The 24208-nt window shown below is 73.3% G+C and carries 24 protein-coding genes; 16 read left to right on the forward strand and 8 right to left on the reverse strand.

All coding sequences use genetic code 11. The features are described 5' to 3' along the window. Window positions 1–10 precede the first annotated feature (10 nt). The gene (locus AB0F56_RS28130) at window positions 11–835 is read right to left on the reverse strand and encodes a pyrimidine reductase family protein (protein ID WP_362014431.1); all 825 of its coding nucleotides are present in this window, start codon (window positions 833–835) and stop codon (window positions 11–13) included. A 69-nt stretch (window positions 836–904) separates the two neighbouring features. Between AB0F56_RS28130 and zapE the strand changes: the two genes are divergently transcribed. The 5 genes from zapE to AB0F56_RS28155 all read left to right on the forward strand — a co-directional run bounded on the left by zapE (window position 905) and on the right by AB0F56_RS28155 (window position 6043). Further along, entirely contained in the window at window positions 905–1987 is a 1083-nt protein-coding gene (gene zapE, locus AB0F56_RS28135) for a cell division protein ZapE (protein WP_362014433.1), read from the forward strand. 33 nt (window positions 1988–2020) lie between these two features. Next, on the forward strand, window positions 2021–2446 hold the full coding sequence (locus tag AB0F56_RS28140; RefSeq protein WP_362014435.1) for an OsmC family protein: 426 nt from the start codon (window positions 2021–2023) through the stop codon (window positions 2444–2446). A gap of 199 nt (window positions 2447–2645) precedes the next feature. Further along, entirely contained in the window at window positions 2646–4004 is a 1359-nt protein-coding gene (locus tag AB0F56_RS28145) for an alkaline phosphatase PhoX (RefSeq protein WP_362014436.1), read from the forward strand. A 267-nt stretch (window positions 4005–4271) separates the two neighbouring features. Further along, window positions 4272–5090: a PPK2 family polyphosphate kinase gene (locus AB0F56_RS28150; RefSeq protein WP_362014584.1), complete on the forward strand. Its 819-nt coding sequence runs from the start codon at window positions 4272–4274 to the stop codon at window positions 5088–5090. 17 nt (window positions 5091–5107) lie between these two features. Continuing rightward, a complete protein-coding gene (locus AB0F56_RS28155; RefSeq protein ID WP_362014438.1) occupies window positions 5108–6043 on the forward strand; it encodes a polysaccharide deacetylase family protein in 936 nt (311 codons plus the stop codon). Here the strand turns inward: AB0F56_RS28155 and AB0F56_RS28160 are convergent. From AB0F56_RS28160 to AB0F56_RS28175, 4 genes are read right to left on the reverse strand one after another with little or no spacing between them, the layout of a single operon-like run. Further along, a complete protein-coding gene (locus AB0F56_RS28160; RefSeq protein WP_362014440.1) occupies window positions 6040–6264 on the reverse strand; it encodes a hypothetical protein in 225 nt (74 codons plus the stop codon). The genes AB0F56_RS28155 and AB0F56_RS28160 overlap by 4 nt on opposite strands. A gap of 14 nt (window positions 6265–6278) precedes the next feature. After that, window positions 6279–6932 carry an ABC transporter gene (locus AB0F56_RS28165; protein ID WP_362014441.1) on the reverse strand — a complete coding sequence of 218 codons (654 nt, stop codon included), beginning with the start codon at window positions 6930–6932 and terminating at the stop codon, window positions 6279–6281. Next, on the reverse strand, window positions 6929–7786 hold the full coding sequence (locus tag AB0F56_RS28170) for an ABC transporter ATP-binding protein (protein WP_362014586.1): 858 nt from the start codon (window positions 7784–7786) through the stop codon (window positions 6929–6931). Before AB0F56_RS28170 ends, AB0F56_RS28165 begins: the two co-directional genes overlap by 4 nt. After that, window positions 7783–8457: an AIM24 family protein gene (locus AB0F56_RS28175; RefSeq protein WP_362014443.1), complete on the reverse strand. Its 675-nt coding sequence runs from the start codon at window positions 8455–8457 to the stop codon at window positions 7783–7785. The genes AB0F56_RS28170 and AB0F56_RS28175 overlap by 4 nt, the downstream gene beginning before the upstream one ends. A 92-nt stretch (window positions 8458–8549) precedes the next feature. On the opposite strand from AB0F56_RS28175, the gene AB0F56_RS28180 reads away from it, so the two are divergent. The 5 genes from AB0F56_RS28180 to AB0F56_RS28200 all read left to right on the forward strand — a co-directional run bounded on the left by AB0F56_RS28180 (window position 8550) and on the right by AB0F56_RS28200 (window position 14646). After that, the gene (locus AB0F56_RS28180; protein ID WP_362014587.1) at window positions 8550–9284 is read left to right on the forward strand and encodes a peptidyl-tRNA hydrolase; all 735 of its coding nucleotides are present in this window, start codon (window positions 8550–8552) and stop codon (window positions 9282–9284) included. A gap of 236 nt (window positions 9285–9520) precedes the next feature. Continuing rightward, complete coding sequence (locus AB0F56_RS28185) at window positions 9521–10276, forward strand: DUF4142 domain-containing protein (RefSeq protein ID WP_362014445.1); 756 nt, start codon at window positions 9521–9523, stop codon at window positions 10274–10276. Between the two features lie 145 nt (window positions 10277–10421). Next, the gene (locus tag AB0F56_RS28190; RefSeq protein ID WP_362014446.1) at window positions 10422–11840 is read left to right on the forward strand and encodes a DUF692 domain-containing protein; all 1419 of its coding nucleotides are present in this window, start codon (window positions 10422–10424) and stop codon (window positions 11838–11840) included. A gap of 7 nt (window positions 11841–11847) precedes the next feature. Further along, complete coding sequence (locus tag AB0F56_RS28195) at window positions 11848–12891, forward strand: TIGR04222 domain-containing membrane protein (RefSeq protein ID WP_362014448.1); 1044 nt, start codon at window positions 11848–11850, stop codon at window positions 12889–12891. A gap of 69 nt (window positions 12892–12960) precedes the next feature. Next, entirely contained in the window at window positions 12961–14646 is a 1686-nt protein-coding gene (locus tag AB0F56_RS28200; RefSeq protein WP_362014449.1) for an alpha/beta hydrolase, read from the forward strand. 8 nt (window positions 14647–14654) lie between these two features. Here the strand turns inward: AB0F56_RS28200 and hemQ are convergent, their stop codons facing one another. After that, window positions 14655–15368, reverse strand: coding sequence for a hydrogen peroxide-dependent heme synthase (gene hemQ, locus AB0F56_RS28205; protein WP_362014450.1), 714 nt, complete (start codon window positions 15366–15368; stop codon window positions 14655–14657). Between the two features lie 17 nt (window positions 15369–15385). Further along, the gene (gene hemG / locus AB0F56_RS28210; RefSeq protein ID WP_362014452.1) at window positions 15386–16864 is read right to left on the reverse strand and encodes a protoporphyrinogen oxidase; all 1479 of its coding nucleotides are present in this window, start codon (window positions 16862–16864) and stop codon (window positions 15386–15388) included. A 162-nt stretch (window positions 16865–17026) separates the two neighbouring features. On the opposite strand from hemG, the gene AB0F56_RS28215 reads away from it, so the two are divergent. From AB0F56_RS28215 to AB0F56_RS28225, 3 genes are all read left to right on the forward strand, one after another. Continuing rightward, window positions 17027–17923 carry a DUF4349 domain-containing protein gene (locus tag AB0F56_RS28215; RefSeq protein ID WP_362014589.1) on the forward strand — a complete coding sequence of 299 codons (897 nt, stop codon included), beginning with the start codon at window positions 17027–17029 and terminating at the stop codon, window positions 17921–17923. A gap of 27 nt (window positions 17924–17950) precedes the next feature. Beyond that, a complete protein-coding gene (locus tag AB0F56_RS28220) occupies window positions 17951–19363 on the forward strand; it encodes an FAD-dependent oxidoreductase (RefSeq protein WP_362014454.1) in 1413 nt (470 codons plus the stop codon). 67 nt (window positions 19364–19430) lie between these two features. Further along, window positions 19431–19862, forward strand: a complete 432-nt coding sequence (locus tag AB0F56_RS28225) for a hypothetical protein (protein ID WP_362014455.1) — start codon at window positions 19431–19433, stop codon at window positions 19860–19862. Between the two features lie 37 nt (window positions 19863–19899). Here AB0F56_RS28225 and hemE read toward each other — a convergent pair whose 3' ends face one another. Next, on the reverse strand, window positions 19900–20958 hold the full coding sequence (gene hemE / locus AB0F56_RS28230) for a uroporphyrinogen decarboxylase (protein ID WP_362014456.1): 1059 nt from the start codon (window positions 20956–20958) through the stop codon (window positions 19900–19902). A 91-nt stretch (window positions 20959–21049) separates the two neighbouring features. Here hemE and AB0F56_RS28235 point away from each other — a divergent pair, with 91 nt between their 5' ends. The 3 genes from AB0F56_RS28235 to AB0F56_RS28245 all read left to right on the forward strand — a co-directional run bounded on the left by AB0F56_RS28235 (window position 21050) and on the right by AB0F56_RS28245 (window position 24066). After that, window positions 21050–21730, forward strand: a complete 681-nt coding sequence (locus tag AB0F56_RS28235) for a DUF3000 domain-containing protein (protein ID WP_362014458.1) — start codon at window positions 21050–21052, stop codon at window positions 21728–21730. Window positions 21731–21999: 269 nt separating this feature from the next. Continuing rightward, window positions 22000–22665 carry a response regulator transcription factor gene (locus tag AB0F56_RS28240; protein ID WP_015037008.1) on the forward strand — a complete coding sequence of 222 codons (666 nt, stop codon included), beginning with the start codon at window positions 22000–22002 and terminating at the stop codon, window positions 22663–22665. A gap of 126 nt (window positions 22666–22791) precedes the next feature. Continuing rightward, window positions 22792–24066 carry a ribonuclease D gene (locus AB0F56_RS28245; protein ID WP_362014460.1) on the forward strand — a complete coding sequence of 425 codons (1275 nt, stop codon included), beginning with the start codon at window positions 22792–22794 and terminating at the stop codon, window positions 24064–24066. The last annotated feature ends 142 nt before the right edge of the window (window positions 24067–24208 follow it).

Raw genomic sequence — 24208 nt, forward strand, 5'->3', positions numbered from 1 at the left:
CCGCCGATTGTCAGATCCGACGGTAGCGGGTGAAAAGGAACCCGGCCTCTTCCAGCACGGACGCCACGTCGAACCGCTGCGGGACGGCCACGGACGGGCCTCCGGCGATGCGCTGCGCACTGCCCGCCGTCATGGTCGGCGAGACCGTCAGGCACATCTCGTCGAGGACCCCGGCCGCCACGAACTGGCCCAGGAGCCGGGGACCGCCCTCGGTCAGCTGCCGCCGGAGCCCCCGCTCGGCGAGCGCCGCCACCGCGCGGCCCGGCTCGACGCCGGTCCCGTCGCCCGCGATCACCACCTCCGCCCCGGCCGCCCGGGCCTCGGCGACGCGGTCGGCGGGCGCCCCGGCGCCGGTCAGGACGAGGGTCGGGACCAGGGACTCGGTGAAGAGCGGCAGCGTGAAGTCGAGGCCGAGGGAGGCGCTGACCACGGCGATCACCGGCGCGACCCCCTGCCCGGCGGCCGCCCGGCGGGCCGCGAAGGCCTCACGCGCGCGTGCCGGGCGGTATCCCTCCTGGCGCACGGTCTGCGCGCCGACGACGATCACGTCGGCGAGGCCGCGCAGGGTGCCGAAGATCCGCATGTCGCTGTCGGAGGAGAGCGGCTGGGACCGGCCGTCGTGCTGCCCGGCGCCGTCGAGCGAGGAGACCATGTTGGCGCGCAGCCAGCTCTCGCCGGGGGCGAGCTCCGGATACGCGTAGGCATCGGCGAGCTCGTCGAGGGACCACTCCCGGTCACGGAGAGCGTCAGGCCCGGACCCCTCCTTGTCCAAGACACCGACCGCCGTCGGGGCCGTCGTGGCTGTCATGTCCGTCACAGGGAACAGGCGTCGCATCCTCGCAGTCTGACACGGCGCTTAGAGTGGGGAACTGTGTCGACCCGTGCCTCCCACGCCCCCCGTGCCATGACCGAAGCGGCTTCCACCGAAGCGGCTCCGGCCTCCCTCTGCGCCCGGGAGCCCCATGTCCCCGCCGACCGCCTCGTCGCGGAGATGGTGCCGCCGCCGCGGTTCGACTCGGTCCGCTTCGACACGTACATCCCGGACCCGAACCAGCCCAGCCAGACCGACGCGGTCAAGGTCCTCAGCTCCTTCGCCGAGGGGCTCGGCGGCGCCCACGCCACCGGCGCGGGCAAGCGGCCGGCCCTCAGCCGCTGGTTCGCGAAGAAGCCGGCCGCCCCCAGCGGGCCGCGCGGTGTCTACCTCGACGGCGGGTACGGCGTCGGCAAGACCCACCTGCTCGCCTCCCTCTGGCACGCGACGCCCGCCGAGCCGGGGCTCAAGGCCTTCGGTACCTTCGTGGAGCTGACGAACCTGGTCGGCGCGCTCGGCTTCCAGCAGACCGTGAAGACCCTGAGCGGTCACCGGCTCCTCTGCATCGACGAATTCGAACTGGACGACCCGGGCGACACCGTCCTCGTCTCCTCCCTGCTCAGCCGCCTGGTCGAGGCGGGCGTGGCGCTCGCCGCCACCTCCAACACGCTGCCGGGCAAGCTGGGCGAGGGCCGGTTCGCCGCCGCCGACTTCCTCCGCGAGATCCAGGGCCTCTCCGCGCACTTCCGTCCGCTCCGGATAGACGGCGAGGACTACCGCCACCGCGGGCTGCCCGAGGCACCGGCGCCGTACTCCGACGAACAGGTGACGAAGGCGGCGTACGCGACCCCCGGCGCCTCCCTCGACGACTTCCCGCATCTGCTCGACCACCTGGCCAAGGTCCACCCCAGCCGGTACGGCGCGCTCACCGACGACCTGGCGGCGGTCTGTCTCACGGACGTGCAGGCGGTCCCGGACCAGTCGACCGCGCTGCGGCTCGTCGTCCTCGCCGACCGGCTCTACGACCGGGAGGTCCCGGTCCTGGCCTCCGGGCTCCCCTTCGACCGGCTGTTCAGCGAGGAGATGCTGAACGGCGGGTACCGCAAGAAGTACTTCCGGGCGATCTCCCGGCTCACCGCGCTCGCTCGCGACGCGAAGGGCTTGGTCGAGCAGTAGGTTGGGGGCCATACCCGATCGAAAGGGATTCACATGGCCACCGTCCGCCACGCCCACACCGTCTGGGAGGGCGACCTCCTCAAGGGCAAGGGCGTCGTCACCCTCGACTCCTCCAAGCTCGGCTCGTACGAGGTCTCCTGGCCGTCCCGCGCCGAGGAGCCGAACGGCAGGACCAGCCCGGAGGAGCTGATCGCCGCCGCGCACTCGTCCTGCTTCTCGATGGCCTTCTCCAACGGCCTGGCCAAGGCGGGCAACCCGCCGACCCGCCTGGAGACCAAGGCCGACGTCACCTTCCAGCCGGGCGAGGGCATCACGGGCATCCACCTGACCGTCCGCGGTGAGGTTCCGGGTCTGGACGCGGACCAGTTCCAGTCCCTGGCCGAGGACGCGAAGAAGAACTGCCCCGTCAGCCAGGCGCTCACGGGTACGACGATCACCCTGACCGCCGAACTGGTCTGATCCGTAACGCTTCTGACGCCTTATGAGGCCGTGAGGCCCGCATGGGTTCACGTGTCACCAGACCACGTGGTACACACATGCGGGTCACACGAAACACGCCACGCGAGTACGCCACCGACGTACGCCCGCCACACGCGTACGTACGTCACACGTGCCCGCCACACCTCTCTGTCCGCCAACAGAAGTGGGTTGCCTCAGCATGTCCGCGACACGACGTCAGATCCTCTCCCGCACCGGCGCCTCCGTCGCCGGTATCGCCTTCTCGGGCGCCCTCGGCGAGCTCTTCGCCGGTACCGCCGCCGCCCGGGGCCACGCCGGCTACGGCCCCCTCATCCCGGACCCCGCCGGTCTCCTCGACCTCCCCAAGGGATTCCGCTACACGGTCCTCTCCCGCCAGGGCGACCCCCTCCGCTCCGGCGAGGGCCCCGTCCCCAGCAACTTCGACGGCATGGGCGCCTTCCCCGGCCGCCGGGGCCGCGTCCATCTGGTCCGCAACCACGAGAACCGGGTCACCGGCAAGATCGGCGTCCCGACGGTCGAGGGCCTGACGTACGACCCGGCCGCGAAGGGCGGCTGTACGGCGCTCACACTCGACGGGCGCGGCAACGTCCTCGACGAGCGGGTCGCGATCGCCGGCACCGCCGTCAACTGCGCGGGCGGGCCGACCCCTTGGGGCACCTGGCTCACCTGCGAGGAGACCGAGGACCGAGCCGGGACCAACGGCTACACCAAGGACCACGGCTTCATCTTCGAGGTCGACGGCGCCGACCCGCGCCGCACCGGAGCCGTACCGCTCACGGCCATGGGCCGGTTCCAGCACGAGGCGATCGCCGTCGATCCGCGCAGCGGGATCGTGTACGAGACGGAGGACGCGTTCGAGAAGCCCTTCGGGCTCTTCTACCGCTTCCTGCCCGAGAAGCCGCTGGGCGGCCACGGTTCGCTGCGCGCGGGCGGGGCGCTGGAGGCCATGCGGGTTCCGGGCGTGCCCGACCTCTCGGTGATCCAGGAGACCGGGGCGAGCTTCGACGGGGTCGAGTGGGTTCCCGTGCCGGACCCGCAGGCGGCCGAGACGCCCATCAGGCTCCAGGACTTCGGGCCGCGGGGCATCACGCACGCGCAGAAGCTGGAGGGCTGCTACTGGGGCGACCGGTCCGTCTACTTCGTCTCGTCCTTCGCCCGGACCGCCGACGGTTCGGGCGCGACGCACTTCGGCCAGGTGTGGCGGTACGACCCGCAGCGGCGCCGGCTGACCCTCGTCGTCGTCTTCGGCCCGAGCACGGACATCCAGCTCCCCGGCGAGTCGCCGGACAACATCTGCCTCGCCCCGAGCGGCGGCCTGATGGTCTGCGAGGACGGCGAGGGGGCGCAGCACGTGTACGGCCTGACCCGGAAGGGCGAGGTGTACGCGGTGGCCCGCGGGGCCCAGAACATCGGCACGCCACAGGCCCCGGAGTGGGGCGAGTTCGCGGGGGTCACGTTCTCCCCGGACGGCACGACCATGTACGTCAACTGCTATACGCCGGGGACGACGTTCGCCGTGCGGGGCCCTTGGTGCTGACGGCGCCCACCTAGCCGCCGCCGACGCCCGGTCGCGCGCCCGCGCTTTCCGTCGCAGGATCGGGGGGGGAAGGCGCGGGCCGGGCGGACGGGTCGACGGACGGGAAGGGTCGGCGAGGTGGCCAAGAAGGACAAGGACAAGCAGAAGCAGGACAAGCGCGGGAAGCAAGAGCGGAACGAGAAGCGCGACAAGAACGCGACGAGCGCGAAGAGCGCGAAGTCACAGCTCGACGGCCGGCGGAAGCGGGAGCCGGTCCTCCGGGACGTCCTGCGCCTGCCCGTCGGCAAGCCGGTCGACCTGTCCGCGTACTCCGCCTCGGAGATCCCGGACGGCCCACCGGACAAGGTGGCAGGGATCGCGGCGACGGCCCTGCTCGGCCCCGACCTCGCCGACCTCCAGGAGCGCCTGTACGCGGCGAGCACGGCCGGCGACCGGCGCCGGCTGCTGCTCGTCCTCCAGGGCATGGACACCAGCGGCAAGGGCGGCACGGTCAAGCACGTCATCGGGTTCTTCAACCCGTCCGGCTGCCGGATCCGCGCCTTCAAGGCCCCGACCGCCGAGGAGCGCGGCCACCCGTTCCTCTGGCGGATCGCCCGGGCGCTGCCGGTGCCGGGCGAGATCGGCATCTTCGACCGCTCGCACTACGAGGACGTCCTCATCGCCCGCGTCCGCGAACTGGTCCCCCGCCGCGATCTCGGCCGCCGCTACGGCCAGATCAACCGCTGGGAGGAGTCGCTGACCGACGACGGCGTGACGATCGTCAAGGTCTTCCTGCACGTCTCGTACGAGGAACAGCGCGCCCGTCTCCTGGAGCGTCTGGACAACCCGGAGAAGCACTGGAAGTTCAACGCGGGCGACATCGAGGAGCGGGCGCTGTGGCCCGCGTACCAGGAGGCGTACGAACTCGCGCTCGAACGGTGCTCGACGGAGGAGTCGCCCTGGTATCTGATCCCGGCGGACCGCAAGTGGTACCGCAACTGGGCGATCAGCAAGCTCCTCCTGGAACACCTCACCGCCCTGGACCCGCAGTACCCGCCGGGCGACTTCGACGTGGCGGAGTGCCGGAAGCGGCTGCTCGCGACCTGATCGGTTAGTTTCCGTGCGTGACCATTTCTGTACGAAAACTGTCGGCGCTTGCTCTGCTGGGTGCCGTACTCGTCGGCTGCGGCGGGGGCGCGGCCGACACGGCGACGGGGCCTGAAAGACCGTCCGCCAAGCAGTCGAGCCCCACGAAGTCGAGCCCCACCCCGTCCAACCCCAAGCCGGTCGCCAGCGCCGGCGCCAGTGCCGGTGCCGCGCCCGGACCGGCCGTCGTCCACAAGGCGCCGCCGACGATGGCGCCCGGGCCCGGCGGGCTCACCCCGGTCTTCGAGCGGGCCCGCAAGGGGGGCGACAAGGTCGTCGCCCTCACCTTCGACGCCGACATGACGGCCGACCAGGGGCGTCGGGCCGCGAGCGGTGAGCGGTTCGACAACCCGGCGCTGATCGAGACCCTGCGGCGGCTGAAGGTCGACTCGACCGTCTTCATGACGGGCCGGTGGGCCGAGGAGTACCCGGACCAGGCGCGGTCCATCGGCACCGACCCGCGCTTCGAGATCGCCAACCACTCGTACAGCCACTACGCCTTCGCCTCGCCCTGCTACGGACTGCCGACGGTCGGGAAGCAGGACATGGCCGCCGATGTGAAGCGGGCCTTCGAGGCGTTCCGGAAGGCGGGGGCGCGCAATGTCGTGCCGTACTTCCGGTTCCCCGGCGGCTGCTACGACGACGGGGCGCTGCGCGCGCTGGCGCCCGCGAAGGTCACGGCGGTGCAGTGGGACGTCGTCAGCGGCGACGCCTTCGCCAAGGACGGCGACGCGGTCGCCGAGCAGGTGCTCGACGGGGTGAAGCCCGGCTCGCTCGTGGTCATGCACTGCACGCGCAGCGCCGCGCCCGTCACCGAGCAGGCGATCCGGAAGATCGTGCCCGAACTGCGCGCGAGGGGCTACCGCTTCGTGAAGGTCTCGGAGCTGATGGCCGGTCGCTCCGGCACTTCCTAGCCCGAGCAGGCGGAGCGCTGGGCCTCCTGCCACTCGCAGACCGGGCAGAGCGTGATCCCCTTGGCCGACTCGGGGTACTCGGTCGGCTGCCGGCACAGCACGCACTCGGCGTACGGCGGCCCTTCCGCCGCCGTACGGCCGGTCGCCGCCGCTTCCGCTGCCCCTTCCGCGCGTACGGGTTCGCAGTACGCGCCCGAGCCCGAGTCCACGTCCGAATCCATGGCGTCGAGCGTACTCACTCCCGCCAGGCCGTGGCCCTGACGCTGACCGCCACCGCGACGGCGGCGAGGAGCAGGGCGCCCGGGAGGGCGGCCCACGGCAGCGTGACCGTCGCGGCACGCGCGCCGGTGACCAGGCCCGTCACGGCGTGCTTCGCCGGGGAGCCGGTCGTCACCAGGGCGAGCAGCGAGCCCAGGACCAGCGCCCCGAGGGACCAGCCCCGGGAGCGCAGCAGCGGCCGGCCGGTGAGGGCGCCCACGGCGGCGCCGGTCAGGACACAGGTGCTCGTGGCGAGGAGCCCCGCGGCCACGGCCCGCGCCGCACCGACGCCCCGCAGGTCGGCGACCGCCGTCACGGCGAGCACCGCGACCGCCCCGAGCGGGGCCGCGCAGGCGACGGCGGCCAGGAGCGCCGCCACGTGCGCCCGCTGCCGCCCGGCCGCGGCGGCCACCACGTTCCGCGCGGCGGCGGGCTCCTGACCGAGGCAGATCCGTACCAGCCAGGCCGTGACGGGGAGCAGCGCGGCGGCCGCGTAGCCGAGGGAGCCGAGCACGGGCTCCCCGCCGCGCACGCCGACGGCGAGGAAGACCGCGTAGAGGAGGAGCGGTGCGAGCCAGCGCTGGGAGCGCAGCAGCAGGTCGGTCTGGTAGCGCAGCAGTGCGGTCGTCATGTCCGGGCGCCTTCGGTGCTCAGCTCGTGGATGTGCCAGGAGGCGTCGAGCAGCGCCCGGAGCAGCGCGTCGGAGTGCGCGGCGTCGACCGCGTACGCCGTCGTCGCCGTGCCGTCGGGGCGCGGCCCCGGCTCGCGGGAGGGTGCCCCGGGCAGCCCGTCGGGGAGCGGGCGGCCGCCGGAGGCGACGATCCGGGCGCGGGGCGGCGGTACGACGGGACTCCACTCGGCGGCGCCCGCGGAAGCCCCCGCCCGTACCCGGCCCGCCTCCACCTCGTACACCGCGTCGGCCTCCCCCGCGAGGCGGCGCGGGTCGTGGTCGACGAAGACCGCCGTGCCGCCGGCCGCGACCCGCTCGCGGACCGCGCGGTCGAGTTCGCGCCGCGCGGCGGTGTCCAGGCCGGTCCACGCCTCGTCCAGGACGATCAGCGCCGGGTCCGCGAGCAGGGCCTGGGCGACGGCGACCTTCTGGCTGCTGCCCTTGGAGAGTTCGGCGAGCGGGGCGTCCGCGAAGGCGCCCGCGCCGAAGCGCTCCAGCCACGCCCGTGCCCGCTCGGCCGCCTCGGTCCGGCCGAGCCCCTGGACGCGTCCGAGGTGCGTCAGATAGCGGGTCGCCGTGAACGGCAGGGCGACCGGGAAGCGCTCCGGCACGTACGAGGTGCGCGGCGGCCGGCCGGTGATCCGGCCCTCCGTCGGCGCGTCGACGCCCGCGACGACCCGCAGCAGCGTCGACTTGCCGCTGCCGTTGGCGCCGGTGAACCGGACGAGGGCGCCGGCGGGCAGGACGAGGTCGACCTCGCGCAGCACCCACGGCCCGCGCGGGCCGTAGCGGCGCCCCACCCGTTCCAGGTTCAGTTGGAGGCCTTCTGCGGGGTGGCCTCGCTCGGGCGGACGATGACGAAGCCCTGGCCGTCGAGGCGGAGCTGGACGGCCTCGCCCGAGCCGCCGCGGATCATCGAGCCGATGGACTGCGAGCGGTGGAGCGAGGTCTGGAGCTGCTCGCTCCAGCCGACGACGGCGTCGGTGTCGACGCAGACCGGGGACTGCGGGGTGACCGGGATGACGATCGGGGTGCCCTCGCAGGCCAGGGCGATCTTTCCCTGACCGGTGAAGACGCTGTTGAAGAGGCCGCCGCCGGTCATGCCGGCGCCCTTCACCGTCCTGATCTCGTACGAGAGTGTGGCGTCGAAGCAGAGCACGTTCCGGCCGTTGACGGTGAGCGCGTCGTTGGGCTCTATCTCGACGATGAAGCAGTTCTGCGCCTCCTGCGCGAACCACGCCTCGCCCTGGCCGCGCACGGCCATCAGCGCGAGGCCCTCGCCCGTCACGGCGCGCTTGAGCATGCCGCCGATGCCCTGGCCCTTGCGCTCGAACTGCAGGTCGCCGCGGAAGGCGATCATCGATCCCTGACGGGCGTGCATCTCTCCGTTGACGACGTACTTCACGCACTTGGCGTTCTGCAGGCTCATGCCCGGCAACGCGGCGGTCTCGGCAAGGTGTTCGGTGGAAAAAAGATCACTCTTCATGAAAGGCATCCTGTCGCGGAACCGACCAATCCGACAAGAAACACCTGTGCGAGCAGTGGCAAACTGGCCGGGTGAGCAGCAACGAGACCGAAATCCACACCGCCGTCCGCACCGAAGTGCACACCGATGTGCCCGCCGATGTCCGCGACGAGAAGCCGCAGTTCGTCCTGCCCCTCGTCGTACGGATCGAGCGGGCCGAGCCCCCGGCGCGTACCGACGCTCTGGAGACCGCCGCCCGCGCCGTCCTGGAGATCCTCGCCGACGAGCGCTCCACGGGCGACGGCGAGTGGGCACGGGCGATGACGGACTGGCAGGACGCCCGGATCCGCAAGGTCGTGCGCCGGGCGCGCGGCGCGGAGTGGCGGCGGGCCGGGGAGCTCCCGGGGATCACGGTCACGGGCGAGTCCGCGGAGGTACGGGTGTTCCCGCCGATCCCGCTGGACGGCTGGCCCAAGGAGCTGGCGAAGCTCCAGGTGTCCGGCACGGACCTGGAGGACCCGACGGCCCCCGGCGCGGCCCTCCCCGACGCACCGACGCTCTGGCTCAACCCGCACCTGGACATGTCCGCGGGCAAGACGATGGCCCAGGCGGGGCACGCCGCGCAGCTCCTGTGGTGGGAGCTGTCGGACACGGACCGCAAGTCCTGGCGCGAGGCCGGCTTCCCGCTCTCCGTCCGTCCGGCCACGCCGGAGCACTGGGCGGAGCTGACGGCGAGCGCTCTGCCGGTGGTCCGCGACGCGGGCTTCACCGAGATCGCCCCCGGACCGACCTTCGTCTCCGAGGGAAGCGACCGGTTCGGCTCCCATGTGCGCCTGGGGCAGCGGTGACCGTTGTACGTCTGGGGCAGGTGTGACGGTCCGGCTCGCGCCCGTTCGTGCCCGTTCGCGCGCGTTCGTGGCCGAGTTCTCCGGCTTCGGTCCGGTCGGCGACTGAACACGGCCGCCCTGTCGCACGTATCTCCCGATACCGCCAAGTGGGTTGTACGACCGCCTGGTTGGCGGTTCAGTCTGCGGTGAACGGCACCGGTGACCCGCACCGGCGCGGAGAACGTACGGGAGACACCTTGTCGCTACGCGTCAACGGCACGGCCCTCATCATCGCGGCGCTCGTCGCCACGATCGGCGCGCTCGCCTTCCCCGTCTGGTCCTACGCCGACCGTTCGGGCACCGGTCAGGCGAACCTGAACGCTTCGAGCGTGCCCACGCCGTGGGGGCCGCTGTCCGCCACGGACCGGGACTTCCTGGTGAAGGTACGGCTCGCGGGGCTTTGGGAGCTCCCGGCCGGCCAGCAGGCCGTCGAGCGCGCGCCGAGCCGGGCGATCGTGGAGTGCGGCGACCATCTCGTCGTCGGCCACACGGACCTGGACCGGCGGGCCAGGACCGTGGCGGCGAGGCTGGGCGTGGAGCTGCCGAACCAGCCGACCGAACAGCAGCAGGGGTGGCTGCGGGAGCTGACAGCGGCGAGCGGGGAGGAGTACGAGCGGAAGTTCGCGAACCTGCTGCGCAACGCGCACGGCAAGGTGTTCGCGCTGGTCGCCGAGGTCCGGCACACGACCCGCAACACGCTGATACGGCAGCTGGCCAGTGACGCGAACCAGACCGTGCTCGACCACATCACCATGCTGGAGGCGACCGGGATGGTCGACTTCGACGCGCTGGCGAACGAGGCGGCGGGGCGGAAGACGGCGCCGCCGACCGGGCCGCCGGTGGTTCCGTCGCCGTTGACGCCCTCGCCGGTACGGCCGACGGGGACGGACCAGTCGTTCACGTCGCGCCCGGTGCCGGACGCGGGGATCGTGACGCCGCACTCGATGCCGTAGGGGCCGCCCTCGATGTCGTAGGGCAGAAATGGGCCGAGACACCCCTTAGTACCTCCGGAACCTCAAATCAACCTCTGAACGTCCCCCTGACTGGATTCGAACGGGTTGTTCCGGGCCATCAGGTGAGGGACCGAAGGAGGGGGACATGACGGAACTCGGAGTCGGAATCGGGTGGCGGCCGGAGATCGCGGGCGCGGTGGAGGCGCTGCCGGGCGTCGACTGGGTGGAGGTCGTCACGGAGAACGTGTGCGCGGGCCATCTGCCGGACTCGCTGGCGCGGCTGCGTGCGCGCGGGGTCACGGTCGTCCCGCACGGGGTCTCCCTGGGGCTCGGCGGCGCCGACCGGCCGGACCCGGCGCGGCTCGCGGAGCTGGCGGCGACGGCGACCGCGCTGGGCGCCCCGCTGGTGACGGAGCACATCGCGTTCGTCCGCGCCGGGGGCGCCTTGACGGCGACCCCGGTTCTCGAAGCGGGCCACCTGCTGCCCGTGCCGCGCACCTGGGACGCCCTGGACGTGCTCTGCGAGAACGTACGGATCGCCCAGGACGCGCTGCCCGTGCCGCTGGCGCTGGAGAACATCGCGGCGCTGATCGCCTGGCCCGGCGAGGAGCTGACCGAGGGCCAGTTCCTGGCGGAGCTGGTGGAGCGTACGGGGGTACGGCTCCTGATCGACGTCGCCAACCTGCACACGAACCACGTCAACCGGGGCGAGTCCCCGGCGAAGGCGCTCTCCGAGCTGCCGGTCGAGGCGATCGCGTACGTCCACGTGGCGGGCGGTCTCGCCCGCGACGGCGTGTGGCACGACACCCACGCCCACCCGGTCCCGGAGCCCGTCCTGGACATCCTGTCGGACCTGGCCTCCCGGGTCTCCCCGCCGGGCGTCCTCCTGGAGCGCGACGACAACTTCCCGCCGGCGGAGGAACTGGCCTCGGAACTGACGACGATCAGGGGCCGCCTGCGGGACGCCGCCGCGCGGCCCGCCACAGCCCGGGCGGCCACGGCCCGCGTCGCCGGCCCCGCACCCCTGATCGGCGCGGGCGCCCGCGTCTCGGGCGGCCCGATGCCGCAGTCCCGGCAAACGGCCGAGGCCGAGCAGCCCGCCGAAACCGCCGCGGACACCCGCGCGCCCCGGCCGACCCCGAACCCCGCCGCGCGGCAGAGCGTGGCCGTCGCGCAGGCCTCCTTGCTGTCCGCGCTCGTCGCCGGAGCGCCCGTGCCCGAGGGGTTCGACTCGCGGCGGATCGGGGTGCAGAGCCGCGCCCTCGTCGGGAAGCGGACGGACGTGATCGCCAAGATCGCGCCCGAGCTGCCCGAGATCCTCGGCGACGGCTACCGCCCCGCGTTCCGCGCGTACGCCCGGACCCGCCCGATGTCCGGCGGCTACCGCCGCGACGCCCTCGACTTCGTCGCGCACCTGCTCGTCGCGGGACGCCCCGAGGACCCCGACGCCCGGCGTCGGCTGACCCGCTGGTGGCAGGACCGCGCCGGCGCCCGCCCGCCCCGACCGGCCGGCCGGATCGCCCGCGCGGCCCGTGCCGCCCGCACCGCACTCGTACGGAGGTGACGTCCCCATGAACCTGTTCGCCCTGCTCGTCTGGGCCGCCGTGCTCACCGGCTCCGCCCTGCTGATCGTCCACCTCCGCGCCGCCCGCGCCGCCCGCGGGGGCTCCGTCCACGACCTCGGCGAGGCCGCGTTCCTCATCGGCGGCCCGCCCCGGGTCGTCGACAGCGCGCTCGCCGCCCTGCACTCCGACGGCCGGATCGCCGTCGGAGGCCCCGGCATCGTCGTGCCGCGCCCCGGCGCGACCCCCCGCAGCCATGTCGAGCGGGCGGTCCTCCAGGAGCTCGCCGCCGCCCCGCACGCGGCCCTGCACGACCTGCGCCTCGCCGTGATGCGCGGCCCCGCCGTCCAGGAGATCGGCGACGCCCTCGCGGCGCGCGGCCTGATGGTGGACCCCGAGGTTCGCCGAAGCGGCCGGCGCTGGTGCCTCGCCCTCGCCCTCGTGTCCTTCTTCATGTTCATCCCCGCGATCGTCGTGACCGTGGCCGTCGACCTCGACGGGTTCCAGGTTCCGTTCGTCTTCAAGGTGGGGCCCGTCCTCTTCGCCGGCTTCATCACCGGCCTCGTCTGCGGGGCCTACAACGCCGGCCGCACCACCCGGGGCGGCCGCCGGGCGGCCACCGCGTACCAGCGCGACCACGTCTACGAGCCCGACGCCGGGCACCAGGTCGCGCTGCGCGGACTGCGCGCCGTACCGGACGAGGAGCTGCGCACCCAGCTGATCGCGGCCGCCCGGATGCCCAGGGCCGCCCGCACCTCCTCCTCTTCCTCCTCGTCCGCCTCGGACGTCGCCCTGCTCGCGAGCCTGCACTGGTGCGCGGGTACGCCGGGCAACGCGGGCCCGTGCGGCGGTGCTTCGGGAGGTACGGGTGGCGCAGGCGGCGGTACGGACAGCGGCTTCGGGGGCGGCGGGTGTTCCGCCAGCGCCTGCTCCGGCGGATCCTCTGGATCCGCCGGCGGGGGCAGCTCCTGCTCCAGCGGGTCCAGCAGCGGCGGCAGTTCGTGCTCCAGCAGCAGCAGTAGTTCCAGCTGCGGCGGCGGCTCCAGCGGCTGATCGGGTCGTTTCCGCCGACACGCCCCGGCGGTCCTTTACACGGCGTCCGCGGGCCCCAACGATCCTGCCGTGAAAGCCCTCGCGCTGACCGGAACCGTCGGGTCGTTGACGGCCGCGCTGCTGTCCACCCTCACCGCCACACCCGCCCCCGTACGGAACGCGCCGCCCGCCGAGTCGGGCGGCGTGCTCGCCGCCGCCCGTCGCGCGGCCGCCGAAGGCATCGCCTTCGGCGACTGCCCGGCGGTCGAGAAGCTCCCGCCGTCGGTCCGGTGCGGCACCCTCCTGGTCCCCCTCGACTACGCGGCCCCCGAAGGCACCCGGATCCCGCTCACGGTCAGCCGGATCAAGGCCTCGGGACCGGCCGCCGACCGGCAGGGCGCGCTCCTCTACAACCCGGGCGGCCCCGGCGCGTCGTCCACGTACTTCCCGATGGTCGCCGAACTCCCCGCCTGGAAGCGGATCGCCGCCGCGTACGACCTCGTTGGCTACGCCCCGCGCGGCGTGGGCCGCTCGGCGCCCGTCTCCTGCCAGGACCCCGCCGACCGCTCCACAGGCCCCACCCCGGCGCCGACCCAGCCGTCCGAGGTCTTCAAGAAGGAGCGGATCGCCCGCGCGAAGACGTACGCGCGGGGCTGCGCGACCCGCACCGGCGAGGCGCTGCGGCACTACCACTCGCTGAACAACGCCCGCGACCTGGAGCTGCTGCGCGCCGCGCTCGGCGAGCCGAAACTGACGTACATGGGCGCCTCCTACGGCACGTACTTCGGCGCGCTCTACGCCACGCTCTTCCCGCACCGGGTGCGCCGGATGGTCTTCGACGCGCCCGTCCACCCCGCGCCGCGCCAGATCTGGTACCTCAACAACCTCGACCAGTCACGGGCGTTCGAGCGCCGCTGGGCCGACTTCCGCACCTGGGTCGCCAAGCACGACAAGGTGTACGGCCTCGGCTCCACGGCCCAGCAGGTGCAGGAGAGTTACGAGAAGGTCCGCGCCGAACTCGCGGCGAAGCCGGCCGGCGGGCGCGTCGGCCCGGGCCAGCTGCACGGGGCGATGCTGCAGACCGGGTACCACGACGGTTACTGGCCGCTGCGCGCCACCGCGCTGGCCCGCTACCTGAAGGGCGACGCGCAGCCGTTGATCGCGCAGGCCGCGCCGAGCGAGGAGATCACGGAGGACACCGGCAACCAGGCCGCCGTCTACTCGGCCGTCGAGTGCAACGACGCGCCGTGGCCGGAGGACTTCGCCGTCTGGGACCGGGACAACACCCGGCTCGCGGCGGTCGCGCCCTTCGAGACCTGGGACAACGTCTGGTCCAACCTGCCCTGCGCGTACTGGAAGGCGCCACGCCAGAATCCGCTGGACGTGCGGACCGGTCCGGGAGTGCTGCCGCCGGTGCTGATCCTGGCCGCCGAGCGGGACGCGGCCACACCGTACGAGGGGGCACTGGAACTCCAGCGCAGGCTGGCGGGTTCGGCCCTGGTGACCGAGCGGGACGCCGGGACGCACGGCATCGGGGGCGGCGCGAACGCCTGCGTCAACGGGTACCTGGAGCGCTATCTGCTGACGGGGGCGGTGCCGGCCGCTTCCGTACCGCAGGCCCCGGAAAAGACGCCGGTGCGGCGCGCGTCGTGCGCGCCGCACCCGGAGCCGGACCCGGTGTCGCTGGAGCGGCGGTCGGAACTCCGTCCGCCGTCTGATCTTCCGGGTCGAGGGGTGACGGCCCGGCTGGTCGCCGGGCCGTCACCGAGTCGGTAGGGCGGCCGTCAGGCCAGGCCCGCCACCAGGTCCGCCACGGAACGGCGGCGGCCGGTGTAGAAGGGGACCTCCTCGCGGACGTGCATCCGCGCCTCGGAACCGCGCAGGTGACGCATGAGGTCGACGATGCGGTGCAGCTCGTCGGCCTCGAAGGCGAGGAGCCACTCGTAGTCGCCGAGCGAGAACGAGGCGACCGTGTTGGCCCGGACGTCCGGGAAGCCGCGGGCCATCTTGCCGTGGTCAGCGAGCATCCGGCGACGGTCCTCGTCCGGCAGCAGGTACCAGTCGTAGGAGCGCACGAAGGGGTAGACGCTCACGTAGTCGCGGGGCGTCTCGTCGGCCAGGAAGGCCGGGATGTGCGACTTGTTGAACTCGGCGGGGCGGTGCAGCGCCATGTTCGACCAGACCGGCTCGAGGGCGCGGCCCAGCTTGGTGCGGCGGAAGAGGTTGTACGCCTCCTGGAGCTCGTCGCTCGTCTCGGCGTGCCACCAGATCATGACGTCCGCGTCGGCGCGCAGACCGGAGAGGTCGTACGTGCCACGGACGGTGATGTCCTTGGCGGCGAGCTGGTCGAACAGCTCCTGGACCTCGTCGGCGTAGCCGGCGCGGTCCTCGGGCAGGTTGTCGCGCAGCTTGAACACAGACCACAGGGTGTAGCGGATGACCTCGTTGAGGTCCTTCGCCTTCTTACCGGCGTTCGGGATCTTTTCGGGCGCACTCATACGCCTATTCTCGCCCGTCACGGACAGTGCCCCGCACCAGGGTGGGTGGTTTCCGACGTGGCGATGATCTCGTCCACGATTTCGTCCGCGGCGCGCCGGCCGGAGGCGACGCAGGCGGGGATGCCGACGCCCTCGTACACAGCGCCGGCCAGGCGCAGTCCGGGGACCTCGGCGACGGCGTCACGGATGCGGGCGACGCGGGCGAGATGGCCGACGGGGTACTGCGGGAGGCCGTCCGTCCAGCGGGTGACGGTGGTGGCGACGGGCCGGGCGGTGAGCCCGGTGGCGGCGGCGAGGTCCTTGAGGGAGGCCTCGACGAGGTCGGCGTCGTCGCGGTGGACCTGCTCCTCCTCGCCGTAGCGGCCGACGGAGGTCCGCAGGACGAAGAGGTCGGGGGCCGCGTCGGAGACCCACTGCCACTTCTGGCTGGAGAACGTGGACGCCTTGATGGTGTGCCCGTCGACGGGCGGCACGAGGAACCCGGAACCGGGCAGGCCGTGCACGTCCTTGCGCTGGAAGGCGAAGGTGACCAGGGCCATCGAGGCGTACTCGACGCCGGCCAGCTCCGCGGCCGCCGCGGGCGCCTCGGGCCCGAGCAGCTCGGCGGCGGCCCAGGCGGGCGCGGCGACGACGACGGCGTCGGCGCGGAACTCCCGGCCGCCGGCGACGATCCGCCACCGCTCGCCGTCCGCAGCCCGGCGCACCTCGGTGACCGGCATGAGGGTCAGGATCTCGCCGCCCGCCGCGCGGATCGCCGTGGCGACGACCTCGGGGAGGGTGCCGATCCCGCCCTCGATGCCCGCGAAGGCGGAACCGCCGAGGCCGGTCGCGGCGCCGGCCGCGTCGGACGGGGTCGCTGCGCCCGCCCGCTGGACGGCGTGGACGGCGTCGGTGAGCGTCGGGTGGCTGCGGGCGGCGGCGAAGAGGGCGGGCACGGCGGCCCGCATGGAGATGCGGTAGGCGTCTCCGGCGTACACCCCGCCGAGCAGCGGCTCCACAAGCCGGTCGACGACCTCGTGGCCCATGCGCTCGGCGACGTACGCGCCGATGGCGATGTCCTCGCCGATCTCGGCGGGGGGCAGTTCGCTGTCGCGCCCGACCCGGCGCAGGCCCTCGTCGGAGAGCAGCCCGGCGAGGGCCGCCGCGTCGCCGGGGACGCCCATGACGTGGCCCTTGGGCATCGGGCGGAGCGTGCCCCGGCTCCAGACGGACGCCGTGGTCGTGGCGGGCGCGCAGAGCCGGTCCCCGAGTCCGACGGCGCGGGCGAGCGCGACCGCCTCGGGGCGGCGGGCGAGCAGCGACTCGGCGCCGAGGTCGACGGGGGCACCGGCGATCTCGCCGGCGAGGAGCTTGCCGCCGAGCCGGTCGGCGCCTTCGAGCACGGTCACGCGCAGGCCGGCCGAGACCAGTCTGTGGGCCGCCGCGAGACCGGCGATTCCGCCTCCGACGACAACGACATGCGCCTGTGCCCTGCTGACCGTGGTGTCCGCGTTCATGGCTCCACTCTCTCAAACCCATTCCGAGGCCAGAACGTGACCGCTTCGCTACCGCCGGAGGGCAACCCGCGAGGCCTCCTCGCACGTCGAACCGACACCACTCACCACCACCTCAGGGGGGATCCTGTGCGAGGAGCGCGAAGAGCGGCTGTGGCGCTGCTGATGGTCTCGTTGGCGCTGACCGGCTGCGGCGCCGGCGCGTCCGACAGCGGTGCCGACGCGAAGGGGCAGAGCGCGGCGAGGCCGGCCGAGGGCGCCGCCGATCAGGGGTACGAGTCGGACAAGGCCGCGGGCAGCGGAGCCCCGGACGCGAAGAACCCCTCCGCCCCCGCCCAGGGACAACAGCAGCACATCATCCGTACCGCCGAACTGTCCGTGGAGGTCGAGGACGCGACGAAGGCGCTGGCCACCGCCCGCCGGGTCACCGAGAACGCGGGCGGTCATGTCGCCAACGAGGCGACCGAGCGGATCGACGACGCGCACGTGACCTCGCGGATCGTGCTGCGCGTGCCGCAGGCCTCGTACGAGTCGGTGCTCGGGGAGCTCGCGGGCACCGGGAAGCTGCTCTCCCGGAAGGCGGACTCCAAGGACGTCACCGAGCAGGTGGTGGACGTGGAGAGCCGGATCGCGAGCCAGCGGGCGAGCGTCGACCGGGTCCGCAAGCTGATGGACCAGGCCACGAAGCTGAGCGACGTGGTCACCCTGGAGGGCGAGCTGAGCCGCCGTCAGGCCGACCTGGAGTCGCTGCTCGCCCAGCAGGCCTCGCTGAAGGACCGTACGACCCTGGCGACGATCACCCTCGAACTCCACGAGAAGGAGACGGCGAAGCCGGCGGAGACCGAGGACCGGCCGGGCTTCCTGGACGCGCTCGCGGGCGGCTGGAACGCGCTGGTGGCCGCGGTGACCTGGATCGGGATCGTCCTGGCGGCGCTTGCACCGTGGCTGGCGGTGGCCCTCGTCGGCTTTCTGGTGTGGCGGTACGTGGTCCGGCGGCGCCGCGCGGCACGCCGCCCCGCGACCGGTCCGGCGGCGGAGGAACAGCCCGCTTCCTCCGACTGAACGACCGCGCCGACGTAGCGTGTTCGTATGAGCGAACGACTGGTGGTCATCGGCGGCGACGCGGCGGGCATGTCCGCCGCGTCGCAGGCACGCAGGCTCAAGGGCCCCGAGGAGCTGGAGATCGTCGCCTTCGAGCGCGGTCACTTCAGCTCGTTCTCGGCCTGTGGCATCCCGTACTGGGTCGGCGGCGACGTCGCCGAGCGCGACGAGCTGATCGCGCGTACCCCGGAGGAGCACCGGGCGCGCGACATCGACCTGCGGATGCGCACGGAGGTCGTCGAGATCGACGTGCCCGGGCAGCGGGTGCGCGCGCGGGACCTGGAGTCGGGCGCGGAGACGTGGACGGGCTTCGACAAGCTGGTGGTCGCGACCGGGGCGCGGCCGATGCGGCCGCCGCTGCCGGGGATCGACGCGCCGGGGGTGCACGGCGTGCAGACCCTCGACGACGGGCAGGCGCTGCTCGACTCGCTGGCCCGTACGGAGGGCAGGCGGGCGGTCGTCGTGGGCGCCGGGTACATCGGCGTGGAGATGGCCGAGGCGCTGCTGAACCGGGGTTACGAGGTGACGGTCCTCAACCGGGGCGAGCAGCCGATGGCGACGCTCGACCCGGACATGGGGCGCCTGGTCCACCAGGTGATGGACGGCCTCGGGATCACGACGGTCGGCTCCTCGCCGGTGACCAAGATCCTCACGGGCGATGGGGGTACCTCCCTGCTCGAGCGCAGCCGAGAGCTTGGGGGAGGCCGGGTCCGGGCGGTGGCGACGGAGGAGGCCGAGTACCCGGCGGACGTGGTGGTCCTCGGGATGGGTGTCGTACCGGAGACGCGCCTCGCGGCGGCGGCCGGGCTGCCGCTCGGGACGTACGGCGGGCTCCTCACCGACCTCGCGATGCGGGTGCGGGGCCACGAGAACATCTGGGCGGGCGGTGACTGCGTCGAGGTCCTCGACCTGGTGTCGGGGCGCGAGCGGCACATCGCGCTCGGCACGCACGCCAACAAGCACGGTCAGGTGATCGGCTCGAACGTGGGCGGTGGGTACGCCACGTTCCCGGGCGTGGTGGGCACGGCCGTGTCGAAGGTGTGCGATCTGGAGATCGCGCGGACGGGGCTGCGCGAGAAGGAGGCCCGGGAGGTGGGTCTGCGGTACGTCGCGGTGACGATCGAGTCGACCAGCCGGGCGGGTTACTACCCGGGGGCCGCGCCGATGACGGTGAAGATGCTCGCGGAGCGCCGTACGGGCCGGCTGCTCGGGGTGCAGATCGTGGGCCGCGAGGGGGCCGCGAAGCGGGTGGACATCGCGGCGGTCGCGTTGACGGCCGGGATGACGGTGGAGCAGATGACGGCGCTCGACCTGGGGTACGCGCCGCCGTTCTCGCCCGTGTGGGACCCGGTGCTCATCGCGGCGCGGAAGGCGGTGGCGGCGGTTCGGGCGGCGGGCTGAACCCGATCGGAGCAGGCACCCCGGGTGACGGCTTGCGACCCTCCCATCACCATGGGTGACTGATCGTATGATCCGACATACTCTCCGCGCGCTCTGCGCCGCCACCCTCGTCATAGCCCCGCTCGCCCTGACCGCGACGCCCGCCCACGCGGCGACCACGTGCACGGTCAACGGCGCCACCGTCACCTCCGCGAACGTGGTGGGCACGGCCGGCGCCGACTTCATCACCTGTGCCACGGTCTCCGCGGGCGACACGGTGAACGGTCAGGGCGGCGCCGACTACATCCTCGTCACCGGCACGGTCGCCGGCACCGTCAGCGGCGGCGCCGGCCGCGACTACGTCCAGGCCGGACCGGTCGCGGCGACCGGCGCCGTGCACGGTGACGCGGACAGCGACTACGTCCGCACGGGCGCGAACGGGGGCGCCGTCAGCGGCGGCGCCGGGTTCGACGTCTGCCAGGTGGCTTCCGGCAACGCGCCCGCCGCCTGCGAGTTCTGAGCCCCGCCCGGAGCCCCTCCCCGCACGCGGGCGGCCGTCAGACGGCCGTCCGCGTGTGCACGTACTCCACGAGACGCGTCAGGGCCTCCGGGTTCGTGGTCGGCAGCACGCCGTGGCCCAGGTTGAAGATGTGGCCCTCGAGCCCCTTGGCGGCGGCCAGGACCTCGTCCGTCTTGGCCTCGACGGCCTCCGGGGTGGAGAAGAGCACGGCCGGGTCCAGGTTGCCCTGGAGCGCCTTGCCGGGGCCGACGCGGCGGGCGGCCTCGTCGAGCGAGACCCGGTAGTCGACGCCCATGACGTCCGCGCCGGCCTCGCCCATGAGGCCGAGGAGCTCGCCGGTGCCCACACCGAAGTGGATGCGCGGAACCCCGTACGAGGCGACGGACTCCAGGACCTTCGCGGAGGCGGGCATCACCGAGCGGCGGTAGTCGGCCGGGGCGAGCGCGCCGACCCAGGAGTCGAAGAGCTGGACGGCGGAGGCGCCGGCCTCGATCTGGACCTTGAGGAAGTCCGAGGTGATCTCGGCGAGGCGGTCGAGCAGATCGGCCCACAGCTGCGGGTCGCCGTACATCAGCGCCTTGGTGTGCTCGTGGTTGCGGGACGGGCCGCCCTCGACGAGGTAGCTCGCGAGGGTGAAAGGCGCGCCCGCGAAACCGATGAGCGGGGTGGAGCCGAGCTCGCCGGTGAGCATCCCGATGGCCTCGGTGACGTAGTGGACGTCCTCGGGGGTCAGGTCGCGGAGCCGGTCGAGGTCGGCGCGGGTGCGGATCGGGTCGGCGACGACCGGGCCGACGCCCGGCTTGATGTCGAGGTCGATGCCGATGGCCTTCAGCGGGACCACGATGTCGCTGAAGTAGATCGCGGCGTCCACCTTGTGCCGGCGCACGGGCTGCAGCGTGATCTCGGTGACCAGCTCGGGCCGCATGCAGGACTCGAGCATCGGGATGCCCTCGCGGACCTTCAGGTACTCGGGCAGCGAGCGCCCGGCCTGCCGCATGAACCAGACCGGCGTGTGCGGCACGGGCTCGCGCCGGCAGGCCTTCAGGAAGGCGGAGTCGTACGTCTGCGGCTGGTGCTTCGTCTCAATGGCGCTCACGCCCAGAATCTTCGCATGCACGCGCAAGCCGCCCGCCGGGGTGGGGTGTGCCTCCCTGCGCGAGGCCCCCGTTCCGCCTACTCTTCCCCGCATGGCTGCGGCTCAGGGACATTTTTCCGATCATTCCGACGGTGACGGAGGCAAAGACGACACGGAGACGAAGGCGGTGCCACCCGCCTTCAAGAGAGCGGTCGACGCCCTGCGGGCGGCCCGGCTGCGGCCGGAGCTGGAGATCGACCCGACCAGGCCGCCGCAGCGCCTGGCCCCGTACGCGTACGCACTGGAGGCGGCCGTCGTGGAGGGCGAGGACGATCTCGCCGACGGCCGGCTCGTACTGCTGCACGACCCGGCGGGCCACGATGCCTGGAAGGGCACGTTCCGCCTGGTGACGCTCGTACGGGCGGAGCTGGAGCCCGAGATGGCGGCGGACCCGCTGCTGCCGGAGGTCTGCTGGTCCTGGCTGACCGGTGCGCTGGAGGCGCGCGGCCTGGCGTACGGGGAGGCGAGCGGGACGGTCACCCAGGCGGGTTCGCACTACTTCGGGGGGCTTGCCGAGCGGCGCCCGGCGACCCAGATCGAGATCCGGGCGTCGTGGACGCCGCAGGAGACGTCGGCCGGGGTGCCGGACACCGGGGCGCACCTGGCGGCCTGGTGCGATCTGCTCTGCCAGATCGCGGGCCTGCCGCCGTCGCTCCCGGACCCGGGGGCGGGAACGATCTCGGGCGCGGGGGTCGTCTCGCTGCCGCAGCGCAGGGGCCCGCAGCAGCCGTGAATCCGGGCCCGAGACCCCCTCCTGAGGGCCCCCAGGAGGGGGTCTCGGCGACCCCGGGAGGGGCCTTCGACATCGCCCGTACGGAGGCAAACTCGTAGGATGATCGATCACGCGTCCGAATTGCCCGAATTGTTACTCACCAAATCGTGATCTTTCCCTAAAGGCGGGCGGCCGAGCTGCCGAAGAGGTCATTGACCCCTTCACCGCACGGGTTCGCCCCCGGCTTCTTCCCCGAGCCGGCTCCGTCCCGCATCTCCCCAGGAGGCCGTGTGTCCGTTCTCCTCGAGCAGCCCGCAAGCCTGGTCGCCTACCGCCCGAACAAGCCGACGGCCATGGTCGTCGTGGCCGACCCGCGTGTTCGCTCCACCGTCACCCGCCACCTGTGGGCCCTCGGCGTACGCGACGTCATCGAGGCGTCGTCCATCGCCGAGGCCCGTCCCCGCGTCGGCAACCCGCGCGACATCTGCGTGGCCGACGTCCACCTCCCCGACGGCAGCGGCCTCACGCTGCTGTCCGAGACCCGCGCGGCGGGCTGGCCGAACGGCCTGGCCCTCTCCGCGGCCGACGACATCGGCGCGGTGCGCAACGCGCTGGCCGGTGGCGTCAAGGGTTACGTCGTCACCGGTACGCGGACCAACATCGGGCACCCCACCCGCCCCGGCGCCGCCCCCATCGGCGCCGCGGCAGCCCGTCTCGGCCACCGCCGCCCCCCGGGTGCTCCGAGCCACCCGGGCGGCTACCGCGAGCTCTCCGGCCGTGAGGTCGAGGTGCTCCGGCTGGTGGCCGAAGGCCAGTCGAACAAGGCGATCGGCGTGTCCATGGGCCTGTCCGCCCTGACCGTGAAGAGCCACCTCGCCCGGATCGCCCGCAAGCTGGGCACCGGCGACCGGGCCGGCATGGTCGCGGTGGCGCTGCGCACCGGGATCATCCACTGAGGCCATCGAGTCCACCGAGCCCCTGGAGTCCCCGAACGGGCATCCCGCGCGGTTGACGAAACATCGGCGCCTGTCGACGGAACGTTCCGTCGACAGGCGCTTGCCGTTCACAGATACCCTTGACACGTGACCGACGCCCAAGAGACCGCAGCAGACACAGCACTGCGAACCACCGGGGGCGCTCCCCCGGACGACGACGTCCCTGCGAACGGGCTGCCGATCCCCTTGCTGGAGCCCCGTGAGGGCATTCCGCCCGTCGTGGCGACCGACGAGGCGCTCGCCGAGGTGATCGCCGCCTTCGCCGCAGGCCGCGGGCCCGTCGCCGTCGACGCCGAGCGCGCCTCCGGGTACCGCTACGGCCAGCGCGCCTATCTCGTCCAGCTCCGCCGCGAGGGCGCCGGCACCGCGCTCGTCGACCCGGTGGGCTGCCCGGACCTGTCCGGCCTCGGTGAGGCGCTCGCGGGGACCGAGTGGATCCTGCACGCCGCGACCCAGGACCTGCCGTGCCTGCGGGACATAGGCATGGTGCCGAGCCGGCTCTTCGACACGGAGCTGGCGGGCCGGCTCGCGGGCTTCCCGCGGGTGGGGCTCGGGGCCATGGTCGAGTCCGTACTCGGTTACGCCCTGGAGAAGGGGCACTCCGCGGTGGACTGGTCCACCCGCCCGCTGCCCGAGCCGTGGCTCCGGTACGCCGCGCTGGACGTCGAGCTTCTCGTCGACCTGCGTGACGCACTGGAGAAGGAGCTCGACCGGCAGGGCAAGCTGGAGTGGGCCATGGAGGAGTTCGACGCGATCGCCTCTGCCCCGCCCGCGCCGCCGCGCAAGGACCCGTGGCGACGGACCTCCGGCATGCACAAGGTCCGCCGTCGCCGCCAGATGGCGGTGGTACGGGAGCTGTGGGAGGCCCGGGACCGGATCGCCCAGCGGCGGGACGTCTCGCCCGGCAAGGTGCTGAGCGACGCGGCGATCGTGGAGGCGGCGCTCGCGGTGCCGCTGAACGTCGCGGCGCTCACCGCGCTGCCCGGGTTCGGCCACCGCATGGGCCGTCGGCAGCTGGAGCAGTGGCAGTCGGCCGTGGACCGGGCGAAGGCCCTCCCCGACACCGAGCTGCCCCAGCCGGGCGCACAGGTCGCGGGCCCGCCACCGCCGCGCGCCTGGGCGGACAAGGACCCGGCTGCGGCCGCGCGCCTCTCGGCCGCCCGGGCGGCGGTCTCGGCCCTGGCGGAGGAGCTGAACCTCCCCCAGGAGAACCTGATCACCCCGGACACGGTCCGCCGAGTCTGCTGGGAACCCCCGACCCCGGACCAGGTAGCCCCCACCCTCGCGGCCTACGGCGCCCGCCCCTGGCAGGTGACCTTGGTGACGCCCCTGCTGGTGGAGGCCCTGGCGGCGACGGCGTAACCCGCTTCCTGTACGACGGAAGGCCCCCGGCGCTCGGTCGCCGGGGGCCTTCCGCCAGTCAGCGGCGCGGGCGGGCGACGCTCGGGAGAGGCGCGGGGACAAGGCCACAGGGAGGGCCGTCGCTTCGACGATCACGAGGACG

Source organism: Streptomyces sp. NPDC026092 (genome assembly GCF_040638605.1).
GTDB lineage: Bacteria > Actinomycetota > Actinomycetes > Streptomycetales > Streptomycetaceae > Streptomyces.

What these genes read in the sequence shown, in the direction of transcription:
- hemG (WP_362014452.1), bottom strand. Translation starts at nt 16,864, where the DNA reads ATGAACGCGGACACCACGGTCAGCAGGGCACAGGCGCATGTCGTTGTC.
- AB0F56_RS28140 (WP_362014435.1), top strand. Translation starts at nt 2,021, where the DNA reads ATGGCCACCGTCCGCCACGCCCACACCGTCTGGGAGGGCGACCTCCTC.
- AB0F56_RS28175 (WP_362014443.1), bottom strand. Translation starts at nt 8,457, where the DNA reads ATGAAGAGTGATCTTTTTTCCACCGAACACCTTGCCGAGACCGCCGCG.
- zapE (WP_362014433.1), top strand. Translation starts at nt 905, where the DNA reads ATGACCGAAGCGGCTTCCACCGAAGCGGCTCCGGCCTCCCTCTGCGCC.
- hemQ (WP_362014450.1), bottom strand. Translation starts at nt 15,368, where the DNA reads ATGAGTGCGCCCGAAAAGATCCCGAACGCCGGTAAGAAGGCGAAGGAC.
- AB0F56_RS28215 (WP_362014589.1), top strand. Translation starts at nt 17,027, where the DNA reads ATGGTCTCGTTGGCGCTGACCGGCTGCGGCGCCGGCGCGTCCGACAGC.
- AB0F56_RS28145 (WP_362014436.1), top strand. Translation starts at nt 2,646, where the DNA reads ATGTCCGCGACACGACGTCAGATCCTCTCCCGCACCGGCGCCTCCGTC.
- AB0F56_RS28165 (WP_362014441.1), bottom strand. Translation starts at nt 6,932, where the DNA reads ATGACGACCGCACTGCTGCGCTACCAGACCGACCTGCTGCTGCGCTCC.
- AB0F56_RS28235 (WP_362014458.1), top strand. Translation starts at nt 21,050, where the DNA reads ATGGCTGCGGCTCAGGGACATTTTTCCGATCATTCCGACGGTGACGGA.
- AB0F56_RS28130 (WP_362014431.1), bottom strand. Translation starts at nt 835, where the DNA reads ATGCGACGCCTGTTCCCTGTGACGGACATGACAGCCACGACGGCCCCG.
- AB0F56_RS28160 (WP_362014440.1), bottom strand. Translation starts at nt 6,264, where the DNA reads ATGGATTCGGACGTGGACTCGGGCTCGGGCGCGTACTGCGAACCCGTA.
- AB0F56_RS28190 (WP_362014446.1), top strand. Translation starts at nt 10,422, where the DNA reads ATGACGGAACTCGGAGTCGGAATCGGGTGGCGGCCGGAGATCGCGGGC.
- AB0F56_RS28220 (WP_362014454.1), top strand. Translation starts at nt 17,951, where the DNA reads ATGAGCGAACGACTGGTGGTCATCGGCGGCGACGCGGCGGGCATGTCC.
- AB0F56_RS28225 (WP_362014455.1), top strand. Translation starts at nt 19,431, where the DNA reads ATGATCCGACATACTCTCCGCGCGCTCTGCGCCGCCACCCTCGTCATA.
- AB0F56_RS28195 (WP_362014448.1), top strand. Translation starts at nt 11,848, where the DNA reads ATGAACCTGTTCGCCCTGCTCGTCTGGGCCGCCGTGCTCACCGGCTCC.